The organism is Streptomyces sp. NPDC086519, from assembly GCF_040686075.1.
In the GTDB taxonomy this organism is placed as follows: domain Bacteria; phylum Actinomycetota; class Actinomycetes; order Streptomycetales; family Streptomycetaceae; genus Streptomyces; species Streptomyces shenzhenensis.
The window spans coordinates 334-14416 of record NZ_JBFBJL010000013.1 but is presented as its reverse complement, the minus strand read 5'-3'; the positions used below and the strand labels follow the sequence as shown (position 1 = coordinate 14416).

The 14083-nt window shown below is 70.7% G+C and carries 9 protein-coding genes; 4 read left to right on the top strand and 5 right to left on the bottom strand.

Annotation, left to right across the window (positions count from 1 at the left end; all coding sequences use genetic code 11):
• Position 1: 1 nt before the first annotated feature.
• The 3 genes from AB0P24_RS14490 to AB0P24_RS14480 all read left to right on the top strand — a co-directional run bounded on the left by AB0P24_RS14490 (position 2) and on the right by AB0P24_RS14480 (position 4896).
• Positions 2–1969 (top strand): right-handed parallel beta-helix repeat-containing protein, encoded by a 1968-nt coding sequence (locus AB0P24_RS14490; RefSeq protein WP_365793740.1) that lies wholly within the window; start codon positions 2–4, stop codon positions 1967–1969.
• A 254-nt stretch (positions 1970–2223) separates the two neighbouring features.
• Complete coding sequence (locus tag AB0P24_RS14485; RefSeq protein WP_365793738.1) at positions 2224–3378, top strand: right-handed parallel beta-helix repeat-containing protein; 1155 nt, start codon at positions 2224–2226, stop codon at positions 3376–3378.
• Between the two features lie 129 nt (positions 3379–3507).
• Complete coding sequence (locus AB0P24_RS14480) at positions 3508–4896, top strand: UDP-glucose/GDP-mannose dehydrogenase family protein (protein ID WP_365793736.1); 1389 nt, start codon at positions 3508–3510, stop codon at positions 4894–4896.
• 18 nt (positions 4897–4914) lie between these two features.
• On the opposite strand, the gene AB0P24_RS14475 is transcribed toward AB0P24_RS14480, so the two are convergent.
• From AB0P24_RS14475 to AB0P24_RS14460, 4 genes are all read right to left on the bottom strand, one after another.
• Positions 4915–5643 (bottom strand): Mut7-C RNAse domain-containing protein, encoded by a 729-nt coding sequence (locus AB0P24_RS14475; RefSeq protein ID WP_365793734.1) that lies wholly within the window; start codon positions 5641–5643, stop codon positions 4915–4917.
• Positions 5644–5676: 33 nt separating this feature from the next.
• Entirely contained in the window at positions 5677–6318 is a 642-nt protein-coding gene (locus AB0P24_RS14470) for a TetR family transcriptional regulator (protein ID WP_365793732.1), read from the bottom strand.
• Complete coding sequence (locus AB0P24_RS14465) at positions 6315–7883, bottom strand: MFS transporter (RefSeq protein ID WP_365793730.1); 1569 nt, start codon at positions 7881–7883, stop codon at positions 6315–6317. The genes AB0P24_RS14470 and AB0P24_RS14465 overlap by 4 nt, the downstream gene beginning before the upstream one ends.
• A gap of 126 nt (positions 7884–8009) precedes the next feature.
• Entirely contained in the window at positions 8010–8726 is a 717-nt protein-coding gene (locus AB0P24_RS14460) for a hemolysin III family protein (RefSeq protein ID WP_365793728.1), read from the bottom strand.
• Positions 8727–9079: 353 nt separating this feature from the next.
• Here AB0P24_RS14460 and AB0P24_RS14455 point away from each other — a divergent pair, with 353 nt between their 5' ends.
• Positions 9080–10903 (top strand): phosphoenolpyruvate carboxykinase (GTP), encoded by a 1824-nt coding sequence (locus AB0P24_RS14455; protein WP_365793726.1) that lies wholly within the window; start codon positions 9080–9082, stop codon positions 10901–10903.
• Between the two features lie 702 nt (positions 10904–11605).
• On the opposite strand, the gene AB0P24_RS14450 is transcribed toward AB0P24_RS14455, so the two are convergent.
• Positions 11606–14083, bottom strand: a 2478-nt coding sequence (locus AB0P24_RS14450; RefSeq protein ID WP_365793724.1) for a hypothetical protein, incomplete at its 5' end; no start/stop codon positions are given.

Below are 14083 nucleotides of genomic sequence, written 5' to 3'. Positions count from 1 at the left end.
CATGGCAACCCGTCTCATGACGAATCTCCTGACGGATCTCGTGACGAAGAGAAGACCCGGCTCCGGCACCCGGCTGCGCCGGGCCGGTGCCGGAGCGGCGGCCGTGCTGGGCGCCTTCGCGGTGGCCGTGACGCTGCTGCTGGGCACCTCGGCCACGGCGCACGCCGACGGGGGCGGCGACAGGAAGCAGAAACTGGCCGCCGAGGACGCGGAGACCCAGGCCGCGCTCGTGGCCGACGAGGACCACCGGCTCAACCAGGTCCGGGCGTTCACCTCGGTGGCGCCCCTGCAGAGCACCAAGTGGACCGTGCCGTACCGGCTCGACACCGACAACGGGTACACCCTGGTCCTCACCGACCGCAGCGCCGCCTACACGGTCGCCGACCTGCTGAAACTCGCCCCGCAGACCTTCGTGCGGCGCAAGGACGGCTCCTATGTGCTGACCGAGAACATCTATCTCAACGTCGGCGCCAAACTGAAGCTGTCCAACCCGGGCGGCCTCACCCTGCGGATGGCCAGCAACCGCAGCGGCTTCGTCTCCATCGTCTCCTTCGGCGGCGAACTGTCCCTCCAGGGCACCGCCCAGGCGCCGCTGACCATCACCAGCTGGGACCCGCAGGCCGACAAGGCCGACACCGACGTCCGGGACGGCCGCGCGTACATCCGCACCATCGGCGGCCAGTTCGAGATGACGCACACCAAACTCGCGAACCTGGGCTTCTGGAGCGGCCGCACCGGCGGGCTCAGCCTCACCGGCACCGACCGGCCGAACACCGGCTCGCTGGAGAACGCCGGCCAGGTGCACGGCAAGACCGCGCGCGAGCGGGCACGTGCCCAGCGCGACGCGCAGGACGGCCAGAACACCAGCAGCGGTGACATCACGGCCATGCCCTCGGGTGCCCTGACCACACCCGACGCCCGGTTCTCCGCCGCCGGGCTCTCCTACGTCTCCGGGTCCATCACCCACTCGACCATCACCGGCAACGCCTTCGGGATCTTCATCTCCAGCGCGACCGGGATCGAGATCAGCGACACGACCGTGGAGAACAGCCTGGAGGACGGGGTGGTGCTGCACCGCTTCGTCTCCAGTTCGCTCGTGCAGCGCACGGTCGCCAAGAACAACGGCGGCAACGGGTTCATCCTCTCCCGGGCCACCCAGCAGGTGCGCATCAGCGGTTCCACGGCCGAGGGCAACGGCGGCAACGGCTACACGCTCAGCGGCCGGCCGCTCGCCGACGGCCCCTCCGCCTCCGGGCAGGCGGTCGACAGCTACGGTTCCAACTCGGTCGCCAACAGCGTGGCCAAGGACAACGGCCGGTACGGCGTCGAGGTGCTGGGCGGTTTCGACGTCGGGGTGCAGAACAACCGCATCGAGGGCGGCGACATGGGCATCGTGGCCCGCCTGGCGGCGGACAAGGTGTCCATCACCGGCAACCGGCTGACCGGCCAGAAGCGGCAGGGCATCTCGGTACGCGACGGGGTCACCGGTGCCACGGTCACCGGAAACATCATCGACGGGCCCGAGACCGGTGTGTACGTGCGCGACTCGGCCGCCGAGATACGCGGCAACACCGTCCAGGACGCCACCAACCACGGCGTCAGCCTGGTCGGCGGCGTGGACGGCACGACGGTCTCCTTCAACGTCATCGCCGGGGTCGGCCCCAGCGCGCTGGACTCCAGCCGTTCCCACGGCGGTGCGTCCATCAAGGAGAACCAGACCTTCGCCTGGTACGACACCAGTTCGTTCTGGGTCAAGGTCAAGCACTACGCGAGCCCGATGACCCTGCTGTGGACGGGCATGCTGCTGCTGATCCTGTTCTCGGCCGCCATGGGCCGGCGCCGGCGGCGCGGCAACGGGCGGGGCGCCGGCATCCTCCACCCGTACTCCGACAAGGCACCGCTGCCCGCCCCGCCGCCGGAGGAGATCGCCGTGGCAGGCCGCCGACGGGAGCCGGTGATGAGCGAATGAGCGACGACTTCCCGGCAACGCCCGGCGACGGCGGACCCGGCGCCGATGGACCTGGCGACGGTGGACCTGGCCCCGGTGGACCTGGCCCCGGCGGTCCTGCCCCCGGCGGTCCTGCCCCCGGCGGACCCGGCCCCGGCGGACCCGGCGCCGACGCGGCGCGGGGCGACAGCCCGCCAGCCGGCGGCTCTCCGGCGGGCGGGCCCGCCGCGGAGCGGCTGCGCCGGATCTGGCTCGCCGGCGGTCCGCCGCTGTGGGTGGCCTCGGCCGCCCTGCTGATCTCGGTGGTGGCACTGATCGTGGCGGGGGTCTCCGCCGGCGACGACCGGTCCGTCGTGTACGGCGCCGGTCCCTCCGCCGGTCCCACCATCCCGGTCGCCGAACCCACGGACGACGGGGGCGCCACCGACGGCTCCGGTGCCACGGCCTCCGGCCCGGCACCGGGCGGCACGGCGGCCACCGACGGGACGGCCACGCCCACCGCGACCGGCTCGGCCGCGGCCGTGGCCACCGGACCGGTGACGTGCCCGGCCGCCACCGTCACCGTCAGCGACGCCAAGTCCCTTCAGGAGGCGCTGGACCAGGCCCGGCCCGGCGCCGTCATCAAGATGCAGGACGGGGTCTACTCGGACCGCTTCACCGCCACCACCCCCGGTACGGCGGACCGGCCGGTCTTCCTGTGCGGCGGCCCCGGCGCGGTGATCGACGCGGGTGGCGTCGACGGCGGTTACGCCTTCCACCTCGACGGCGCCAGCCACTGGCGGCTGATCGGCTTCACCGTGCGCAACGGTCAGAAGGGCGTCATGGCCGACGGCGTCCAGGGCACCGTCATCCAGGGCCTGACCGTCGAGAACATCGGTGACGAGGGCATCCACCTGCGCGACTTCAGCTCCGGCAACGTGGTCGAGGGCAACACCGTCCGCGCCACGGGCAAGCGCAAGGAGCAGTTCGGCGAGGGCATCTACGTCGGGTCGGCGGAGTCCAACTGGTGCACCGTCACCGGCTGCAAGCCCGACAAGAGCGACGACAACGTGATCCGCGGCAACCACATCAGCGACACCACCGCCGAGTCCGTCGACATCAAGGAGGGCACCACCGGGGGCTCCCTGATCGGCAACACGTTCGACGGCGCCGGCCTCAGCGGAGGGCACAACGACTCCTGGGTCGACGTCAAGGGCAACGACTGGCTGATCAAGGGCAACGTGGGCCGTCACTCCCGTGAGGACGGCTTCCAGACCCACCGGATCCTCGACGGCTGGGGCACCGGAAACGTGTTCCAGGCCAACACCGCGCAGGTGGACGGGCCAGGTTACGGCTTCCACTTCGCGCCCGCCGAGAACAACAAGGTCACCTGCGACAACAAGGTCGCCGACGCGGCGAAGGGCCTCGCCAACATCGCCTGCGCCTCCTGACGCGACGGGGCCCGACCCACACCGGGCCCCGTTCGCTCCCCTCGTCACGCCCCCATCCCCATCGCTCTGCACCGAACGCGCCCCCGTATGCACCTTTCGTCCACATATCGGAATCTCCTCGGAGGCATCATGGACACTCTTTCCCACGGCATCGACGGCATCGACGGCATCGACGGCATCGACGGCACTGTCGGCACCGACGCCCCCCGCCTGACCGTCATAGGCACCGGCTACCTGGGTGCCACGCACGCCGTCTGCATGGCGGCCCTCGGCTACGAGGTGCTCGGCGTCGACGTGGATCCCGGCAAGATCGAGCTGCTGAGAGCCGGGCAGGTGCCGTTCTTCGAGCCAGGGCTGCCCGAACTCCTGGTCAAGGCCCAGGAATCCGGCCGGCTGCACTTCACGACCAGCCTCGCTCAGGCCGCGGAGTTCGGCGACATCCACTTCGTCTGCGTGGGCACCCCGCAGCAGCCCGGTTCCTACGCCGCGGACCTGCGCCATGTGGAGGGCGCGGTGACCGAACTGGCCCGGCACCTGAACCGCCGGGCCCTGGTGGTCGGGAAGTCGACGGTGCCGGTGGGCACCGCGGCCAGGCTGGCGGAGCTGGTCCGCACCACCGCCCCGGCCGGGGACGCCGTGGAGCTGGCCTGGAACCCGGAGTTCCTGCGGGAGGGCTTCGCCGTGGAGGACACCCTCCACCCCGACCGGCTGGTGTTCGGCACCGAGTCCGCGTGGGCGGAGCGGCAGCTGCGCGCGGCGTTCGCGCCCGTCATCGCCCAGGGCACCCCGGTGGTGGTCGCCGACCTGCCCACCGCCGAACTGGTCAAGGTCGCCGCCAATTCCTTCCTCGCCACGAAGATCTCGTACATCAACGCCATGGCGGAGGTCTGCGAGGCCACCGGCGCCGACGTGCACCGGCTGGCGGAGGCGCTGGCCTACGACGACCGGATCGGGGGCCGGTTCCTGAAGCCGGGGCTGGGCTTCGGCGGCGGCTGCCTGCCCAAGGACATCCGGGCGTTCATCCACCGTGCCGAGGAACTGGACGTCGCCCAGGCGGTCGCCTTCCTGCGCGAGGTGGACGCCATCAACCAGCGTCGCCGGGCCCGCACCGTGGACCTGGTCCGTGAGCTGGTCGGCGGCGATCTCGCCGGGACGAAGGTGGCCGCGCTCGGGGCGGCCTTCAAGCCCAACTCCGACGACATCCGGGACGCGCCCGCGCTGGACGTCGCCGCCACCCTGCACCGGGCCGGCGCCCTGGTGACGGTCTACGACCCGGTGGCGATGGACAACGCCCGCCGCGTCCATCCCGAGTTGCGGTACGGGACCGACGCGTTGCAGGCCGCCGCGGGCGCCGATGTCGTGGTCCTGCTCACCGAGTGGACGCAGTTCCGGGAGATCGACCCGCAGGCCATGGGCGCCGTGGTGAACCGGCGCCGGGTCGTGGACGGCCGGCACGCCCTCGACCCCGCCCAGTGGCGCGCGGCCGGCTGGGAGTACCGGGCGCTGGGCCGCAACTGACCGCGGGCCCGGACCGGTTCAGGTTCTGGCGAACTCGGCGAGGGCGCGTGCCACGATGGCCTCCAGCTGCTGGTGGTGCGCGCCCTTCCAGTACGCGCGGCCGCACTCCTCGCACTGCGCGAAGACGTCGTACGACTTCTGGGTCCCGCCCTTCAGCTGGTCCGCCACCTCTTCCTTCGTCGCGTCCTTCAGCAGGCCGTTGCAGGCCGTGCAGCGGGTCCAGGGGCGCAGGGCGGGGGCGAACCGGTCCAGGACGTCGTGGAGTTGGTCGTCGGGGCTGGTGCTGTAGACGTAGGCGCCGGCCCAGAGTTCGCGGCGGCGCAGCAGGCCCCGGTCGCGGCTCAGCAGCACGCGCTTCTCCGCCGCCGAGCGGGCCGCGAGGGCCGGGTCGCCGATGTCCGTCGACTCGTACGCCGTGTCCACGCCGAGGAGGCGGAGGCGGCGGGCGAGGGTGCCGAGGTGGACGTCGAGCAGGAAGCGGAGCGGAGCGCCGGGGACCCGCTGCGGGCGCCGCACGGTGCGGACGGCCACCGACTCGCCGTGCGCCGGGACGTGGGCCGGCGGGACCTGACGGCCGTCCACCACGAGGGAGCCGACCTCGGTCAGCGGGACGCCGAGGGATTCGATCACGTGGCCGAGTGTCGAGACGCCGTCGACGGTGAGCGGATGGGCGCCGACGCGGCGGGCGTGCGGGACGAACAGGGCGAGCTCGGGAGCGACTTCGACCTGGATCTCGGGAGCGTTCACCTGGTCAGGATGGCACGGGTGAGGGCCGTGGCCTCAGTGGTTTTCCTGAGGCAGGCCGTGCTCGATGACGTTGAGGGCACGGTCGACGAGCGCCTCGAAGTCGGGCGCGTGGTCCTGCTCCGCCCAGTACATCGAGGTCTCCATGAGCCCGCCGACGATGGACATCGCGTAGACCCGGACCTCCAGGCTGTCGGGGTCGCGGCCGGTGCGTTCACCGATGGCCTGGCAGAGCATCCGGCCGGTCTCCGACATGCTCTCCATCATCCGGGAGCGCACCGAGGGGACCTCGACCATCAGCCGGGTGCGCAGCCGGGAGACCGCGTGGGAGTCCTTCATGCCGAGCGAGACCGCCCGGTGCATCACGTAGCGGAGGGAGTCCGGCCACGGCTCGTCGGCGGGCCGGGACCGGAGCTCCTCCATGATCAGCGGGTCGTACTCGTCCGTGAGGACGATGTCCTCCTTGGTCGGGAAGTACCGGAAGACCGTCGACGGCGACACCTCGGCCCGCTCGGCGATCTGCTCGATCGTCGTCGCCTCGTACCCCTGCTCCTCGACCAGCGCGTAGGTCGCGGTGCGGATCGCCTCGCGGGTCTTGATCTTCTTCCGCTCGCGCAGACCGAGCCTGGGACTGCCGGCGGAGGAGAAGGAGGTGTCTGGTGCCGTCATGCTGCTCATTGTCCGGCATCGGCGGCGGCGGGGGCCACGGCCGGGGACTCGTCCCCCTCGGTACGGTGCTCGGTGGGGGCGTTGGGCAGGAACGCGGCGGCCAGCAGGGCGGTGGCGAGCGCGGCGATGCCGCACACCACCAGGACCAGGCCCATGCCGTGGACGTACGAGGCGTTCGCGGAGCCGACGAGGCGGGCGGAGCCGGTCTTCGCGGCGACCAGGTGGGCGGCGACCACCGACTCGCCGGCGGTGTGGCCGAGCGGAGCGGGCAGGCCGGTCACGTCCAGGCGGTCGCGGAAGGCGCTCGCCAGCAGGCTGCCGAGCAGGGCGATGCCGATCGCGCCGCCGACCTGGCGCAGTGTCATCAGCAGTCCGGAACCGCTGCCGGCCCGGTCCGCGGGCAGGGCGGCGAGGGCGCCGTCCATGGCCGGGACCACCGAGAAGCCGAAGCCGAGGCCCGCGACGGACAGCCACAGCGCGGTGAAGCCGTAGCCGTCGCTCACCGACGTACGGCTGCCGAGGAGCGCGGCGAAGGCGAGCACGACCAGGCCCGCGGCGACCACGGCGCGGGCGCCGAACTGGGCGACGACCGGCTGGCCGGCCCGCGCGGCGACGATCAGGCCGCCCATCATCGGCAGCAGCCGCAGGCCGGTGCCGAGGGCGTCGTTGCCGAGGACCGCCTGGAGATACTGCGGCAGCACGAACAGCAGGCCGGAGAGCACGAACATCACGAGCGTCGCCGCGAGGGCGTTGAGCAGGAAGCCGCGGTGGGTGAGGAGCGCCATGTCGAGCATGGGGCGGCCGGCCTGGCGTTCGCGCAGCACCAGGGCCGTGACGAGGACGACGGCGACCGTGAACAGGGCCAGCACCAGCGGGTCCCCCCAGCCGCGGTCGGGGGCCTCGATGATCGCGTAGACCAGGGCGCCGAGGCCGATCGCGGTGAGCGCGGTGGAGAGGGCGTCGACCCTGGGCGACGCGGGGTCGCTGGTCTCGGGGAGCAGGAAGACGCAGGCGGCGATCCCGACGGCGGCCATCGGCACGTTGATCAGGAAGACCGAGCCCCACCAGAAGTGGTTGAGCAGGAAGCCGCCGATGATCGGGCCGAGCGGCAGGCCGAGCGCCGAGGCGGCCGAGACGATGCCGACGGCCCGGGTGCGCTCGGCAGGCCCGAACAGCGAGGGCAGCACGGACATCGCGAGCGGCATCACCAGCGCGGCGCCGACGCCCATCACGGTGCGGGCGGCGATCACCCAGTTCACGTCGCCGGCCAGCGAGCCCAGCACCGAGCCGGCCAGGAAGACCGCCAGGCCGGCGACGAGCATCCGGCGGCGGCCGAAGCGGTCGCCGAGGAGTCCGGCGGGGAGCATCAGCGACGCGAAGACGATGACGTACGCGTCCGCCATCCACTGCTGCTGGCTGGTGGTGGCGCCGAGTTCCCGGGCCATCGTCGGGAGCGCCACGTTGAGGATCGTCGTGTCGAATCCGAGCACCAGCATGCTCGCGACCAGAGCGCCCAGGGCCCACCAGCGGCGGGGGTTCTGGTGCGTCTCTTCCAGGTGAGTGACAGTAGCCATGAAGTGAGAGTAGCTCTCAAAATGTAGTTACTGTCAATGGCGAGCGGGTGTCGGAACGTGTGTGAGGGCATGAAAAAAGTGGCCACGGCTCGAAAGCCGTGGCCACTCGGAGGAGCGGCGATGGGGCTACGCGTGCTGGTAGGCCACCAGGGAGATGCCGACGTAGTGGACGACGAACGCGGCCAGCGTGAGGGAGTGGAACACCTCGTGGAACCCGAAGTAGCGCGGTGACGGGTTCGGGCGCTTGATGCCGTAGATCACGCCGCCCGCGCTGTAGAGCAGGCCGCCCACGATCACCAGGACCAGGACCGCGATGCCGCCGGTGTGCATGAAGTCGGGCAGGTAGAAGACCGCCGCCCAGCCCATCGCTATGTAGCAGGGCGTGTACAGCCAGCGCGGAGCGCCGACCCAGAAGACCCGGAAGGCGATGCCGGCGGCCGCCGCGGCCCAGATGCCCCAGAGTAGCCACCGGCCCTTGGTGCCCGGCAGGAGCAGCAGGGTCAACGGGGTGTAGGTGCCCGCGATGATCAGGAAGATGTTGGCGTGGTCGAGTCTGCGCAGGATGCCGTCCATGCGCGGGCTCCAGTCGCCCCGGTGGTACAGCGCGCTCACGCCGAACAGCAGGCACGCCGTCAGGGCGTAGATCCCGCAGGCGATGCGGCCGCGCGGTGAATGGGCGAGGGCGGTGAGGACGAGGCCCGCGATGAGTACGGCCGGGAACATGCCCAGGTGCAGCCAGCCGCGCAGTTTGGGCTTGACCTGTTGCGACAGGGAGGAGAGCGCAGCGGAACCACGGCCGGCGGCCGGCGGTTCCGTGGGCGCGTCGGGGGCGGACGCATTCATGAGGGGCATCGTACCTACGGAACCGTAAGTTACGGATCAGTCGCCCTCGATGGTCGCGGCAGAGTGGCCATCGTCTCACGGAGCCTCGGCAGCGCCCACAGGGGCGTGCAAAAAGACCTTGAGGCGAACTCAATGTGGACGCAAAGAAACGCAGGTGGACGCAGAAACCGTGGCCTTCCTCACGTCGCTCATCTGTGACTCCCTCTGGACAGATGGGTGATCGAGTCGGAGTATCAAATGAGTGCGGTCGACACCGGATGAGCGGCTACGAAGCATCCGGGTCGCGGCCCCCACGGGGCAACAAGGCCTGAAACAGGGCCCCAAGATCAAAAATCCCTCATTTAGGAGCAATCGTGGCGCGCGACATCGCGGCTCCCACCGTCATCCCCACCCACCATCAGGAACTGATCTCGTGGGTCAACGAGATCGCCGAACTGACGCAACCGGACAGCGTGGTCTGGTGTGACGGATCCGAGGCCGAGTACGAGCGACTGTGCGAAGAGCTCGTGGCGAAGGGCACCTTCAAGAAGCTCGACCCGATCAAGCGCCCGCACTCCTACTACGCGGCCTCCGACCCGACCGACGTCGCCCGGGTCGAGGACCGCACGTTCATCTGCTCCGAGCAGGAGCAGGACGCCGGCCCGACCAACAACTGGAAGGCGCCCGCCGAGATGCGGGAGATCTTCAGTGGGGAGAAGGGCCTGTTCCGCGGCTCGATGAAGGGCCGGACGATGTACGTCGTCCCGTTCTGCATGGGCCCCCTCGGCTCGCCGCTCTCCGCCCTCGGCGTGGAGATCACCGACTCGGCGTACGTCGCCGTCTCCATGCGCACCATGACGCGCATGGGCCAGGCCGTCCTGGACGAACTCGGCGACGACGGCTTCTTCGTGAAGGCCGTCCACACCCTCGGCGCCCCGCTGGAGCCGGGCCAGGCCGACGTCCCCTGGCCGTGCAACCAGACCAAGTACATCTCGCACTTCCCCGAGTCGCGCGAGATCTGGTCCTACGGCTCCGGCTACGGCGGCAACGCCCTGCTCGGCAAGAAGTGCTATGCCCTGCGCATCGCCTCCGTCATGGCACGCGACGAGGGCTGGCTCGCCGAGCACATGCTGATCCTCAAACTCACGCCCCCGCAGGGCGAGTCCAAGTACGTCGCCGCCGCCTTCCCGAGCGCCTGCGGCAAGACGAACCTCGCCATGCTGGAGCCCACCGTCTCCGGCTGGACCGTCGAGACCATCGGCGACGACATCGCCTGGATGCGGTTCGGCGCGGACGGCCGCCTGTACGCCATCAACCCCGAGGCCGGCTTCTTCGGCGTCGCGCCCGGCACCGGTGAGCACACCAACGCCAACGCGATGAAGACGCTGTGGGGCAACGCCGTCTTCACCAACGTGGCGCTGACCGACGACGACGACATCTGGTGGGAGGGCATGACCCAGGAGACCCCCGCCCACCTCACCGACTGGAAGGGCAACGACTGGACGCCGGACTCCGAGACCCCGGCCGCCCACCCCAACGCCCGCTTCACCGTCCCCGCCGCGCAGTGCCCGATCATCGCGCCGGAGTGGGAGGACCCGAAGGGCGTGCCGATCTCGGCGATCCTCTTCGGTGGCCGCCGCGCCACCGCCGTACCGCTGGTGACCGAGTCCTTCGACTGGAACCACGGTGTCTTCCTCGGCGCCAACGTGGCCTCCGAGAAGACCGCCGCCGCCGAGGGCAAGGTCGGCGAACTGCGCCGCGACCCGTTCGCGATGCTGCCGTTCTGCGGCTACAACATGGGCGACTACATGGCCCACTGGATCGACGTGGCCAAGGACAAGGACCAGTCCAAGCTGCCGAAGATCTACTACGTCAACTGGTTCCGGAAGAACGACGAGGGCAAGTTCGTCTGGCCGGGCTTCGGCGAGAACTCCCGGGTCCTGAAGTGGATCGTGGAACGGCTGGACGGCAAGGCCGACGGTGTGGAGACGCCGATCGGTGTGCTGCCGACCCGTGACGCCCTCGACACCGACGGGCTCGACCTCGACGACAGTGACCTCGACTTCCTGCTGACCGTCGACAAGGAGATCTGGCGGGAGGAGGCGGCACTCGTCCCCGACCACCTGAACACCTTCGGCGACCACACCCCGAAGGAACTGTGGGCCGAGTACCGGGCGCTGGTGGAGCGGCTGGGCTGAGTCCCGCACCGAAGACTCCGCGGCCGGTCCGGATGTGCCCTGACCAGCGATCGTCACGACCGGCCGCGGTGTGAACCGGCGAGGCCGCGCACAAAGGGGTGCGGGGTCTGTGGGCCTGTCGTCGCCTTTCCCCTCCGCCCCGAGGGGAGCGTGGTGACGACAGGCCTTCGCCTGTGGGGCCGGATGCCCGGCACCGGCACGGCGGATACCGACTGCGCCGGTCCTGTTTCCTTGGTTCCGTGCCCCAAGCAAGCCGCTTCGGCAATCCGTGGGCGGTCCCGGCGCCGTGCGCCGTCCACCCGGATCAGGGCCTGGCCGGCGAGGGCGCGCACCTTGTTGTCGATGGCGTTCGAGTCCCAGCCGCCCAGCGCGCGGAAGCCGACTGTGCCCTTGACGTGGCCGCGGCCCCTTTCTTTCTCTCTCTTTCCTGCGCGCTCGTGATGATCGTGGCGTCCAGGGTGACGACGGTCCAGGCCTTCGGACCCCGCCCGGCGACAGTGAGCCACGGGATGGCCGCACGGCCGCAGTCGGCAACCGGCTCCGCCGCTCGGCCCGCGCCGTCGGCACCGCGGTCAAGAACCGCCCACTTCACCGGCATCGCAGGATCACCTGACGAGCTTCCGTCTGAATCCGTACGCCGAAGGAATGAAGCGGCGCGACATCGGCGAGCTGAACTTGCCGCAGTTGATCAGCAATGTGCGTTCATATTGATGCCGCTCGACGAGCTGGCCTGATGTAACCGCATGCACCCTTGCGCTTCGAACACGTGCGCATATCCCTTGTTGGTTCTTTCAGGAGGGTGAGTTCCGGATGAGGCGTCGGCTGCTGCGCAGATCTTGGGTCCAGATGGTCACCACGCTCTCGGTGGCGGGGACTTTTGGCGTGGCGGTGAACGTCGCTTCGTCCACGGCCGCTCCGGCCGACGTCATGGACAAGTCCGCGGCCCATTCCGTTCCCGGTGCGCCGGGTGCGAGCGGCGCCGCGAGCGCCGGTGCCGATGCCCGTACACGGCGAACCGCTCATCCCGACGGCAACAGGCCAGAAGAGCGTGCGGGGGTCGGCGGGGGGCATCACAAGCGCCCTGATCCCCCGGACCATAACGGCCAGCATGGCGGGCATGGCGGCCAGGGCCAGCATGGCGGGCAGGGCCAGCACGGCGAGCACGACGGGCAGGGCCAGCAGGGTCAGCATGGCGGGCAGGGCCAGCACGGCGAGCACGACGGGCATGGCGGCCAGGGTCAGCATGGCGGGCAGGGCCAGCACGGCGAGCACGACGGGCAGGGCCAGCAGGGTCAGCATGGCGGGCACGGCGAGCACGACGGGCACGGCCATCACGGCCATCACGGCCATCAAGGACCGCAGGGCCCACAGGGGCCGCAGGGCCCACAGGGTTTCCAGGGCGAGACGGGTGCGCAGGGTAGTCAGGGCTTCCAAGGTGGTACCGGTGCGCAGGGCCCGCAGGGTTTCCAGGGCGGTGTTGGTGCGCAGGGTGGTACCGGAGCGCAGGGAAGCCAGGGCAATCAGGGCGGTACCGGAGCTCAGGGTGCTCAGGGCGGAGTTGGTGCGCAGGGCGCGCAGGGCGATACCGGTGCGCAGGGTACGCAAGGCGGTACCGGTGCGCAGGGATTCCAGGGCAGTCAGGGTCACCAGGGTGGTACCGGAGCCCAGGGTGCGCAGGGTGATACCGGAGCGCAGGGCAGTCAGGGTGGTCTCGGTGCGCAGGGCGCGCAGGGAGATGCCGGTGTGCAGGGTGCCCAGGGTGGTGCTGGTGCGCAGGGCAGCCAGGGCAGTCAGGGCAGCCAGGGTGGTACCGGAGCTCAGGGTGCGCAGGGCGGTGCTGGTGCGCAGGGTGCGCAGGGCGGTGCCGGAGCGCAGGGCAGTCAGGGTGGTCTCGGTGCGCAGGGCGCGCAGGGAGACGCCGGTACACAGGGCGCCCAGGGTGATACCGGTGCGCAGGGCAGCCAGGGTAACCAGGGTGGCACCGGAGCCCAGGGTGCTCAGGGCGGTGCTGGTACGCAGGGTGCGCAAGGCGATGCCGGTGCGCAGGGCAGCCAGGGCAGCCAGGGTGGTCTCGGCGCGCAGGGGGCGCAGGGCGATGCCGGTACGCAGGGCGCGCAGGGCGGTGCCGGTGCCCAGGGCAGCCAGGGAACTCAGGGTGACTTTGGCGTGCAGGGTGCGCAGGGTGACTTTGGTGCGCAGGGGTTCCAGGGGGGTCTGGGCAGTCAGGGTTTCCAGGGCAGTCAGGGTGGTGCAGGTACGCAGGGCAGTCAGGGTTCTCAGGGTGAGGGCGGTACGTCTGGTGTCCAGGGGAGTCAGGGTTTCCAGGGGGGTCCTGGTGTTCAGGGTGGTGCTGGTGTTCAGGGTGCCCAGGGTGGTATCGGTCCGCAGGGTGTGCAGGGTGCGCAGGGCAGTCCGGGTGGTTCCGGGGCTGGTCCGCAGGGTGCGCAGGGTGATCAGGGTGTGCAGGGTTTCCAGGGCAGTCAGGGTGCTCAGGGTGAGACGGGGGTGCAGGGCAGTCAGGGCAGTCAGGGGTTCCAGGGCACTCAGGGTTTCCAGGGCGGTGCCGGGGTCCAGGGGCCGCAGGGCGATATCGGGACTCAGGGGTTCCAGGGCGAGACCGGGGTGCAGGGCAGTCAGGGCAGCCAGGGGGACACCGGATCCCAGGGCAGCCAAGGCGGCGCCGGGGTGCAGGGCAGTCAGGGTGACGCCGGAGCCCAGGGCAGCCAGGGCAGTCAGGGTGGTACCGGTGAGCAGGGTGCGCAGGGCGGTGCTGGTGCGCAGGGTGCGCAGGGTGACGCCGGGGTGCAGGGCAGCCAGGGCAGTCAGGGGGACACCGGAGCCCAGGGGTTCCAGGGCGGTCCCGGTGGGCAGGGCAGTCAGGGTGAGGCTGGCACGCAGGGCAGCCAGGGCAGTCAGGGCGAGGCTGGTGCGCAGGGTTCCCAGGGTGAGATCGGGTTCCAGGGTCCTCAGGGCGGTACCGGGGCGCAGGGTAGTCAGGGCGATACCGGGAGTCAGGGTAGTCAGGGGTCCCAGGGTGGTCCCGGTGGGCAGGGCAGTCAGGGTGAGGCCGGCACGCAGGGCAGTCAGGGCAGTCAGGGCGAGGCTGGTGCGCAGGGTTCCCAGGGTGAGATCGGGTTCCAGGGTCCTCAGGGCGGTACCGGGGCGCAGGGTAGTCAGGGG

Excerpts from the sequence above, each read along its gene's own strand:
- AB0P24_RS14490 (WP_365793740.1), top strand. The coding sequence starts at position 2 with ATGGCAACCCGTCTCATGACGAATCTCCTGACGGATCTCGTGACGAAG.
- AB0P24_RS14480 (WP_365793736.1), top strand. The coding sequence starts at position 3,508 with ATGGACACTCTTTCCCACGGCATCGACGGCATCGACGGCATCGACGGC.
- AB0P24_RS14470 (WP_365793732.1), bottom strand. The coding sequence starts at position 6,318 with ATGAGCAGCATGACGGCACCAGACACCTCCTTCTCCTCCGCCGGCAGT.
- AB0P24_RS14465 (WP_365793730.1), bottom strand. The coding sequence starts at position 7,883 with ATGGCTACTGTCACTCACCTGGAAGAGACGCACCAGAACCCCCGCCGC.
- AB0P24_RS14460 (WP_365793728.1), bottom strand. The coding sequence starts at position 8,726 with ATGAATGCGTCCGCCCCCGACGCGCCCACGGAACCGCCGGCCGCCGGC.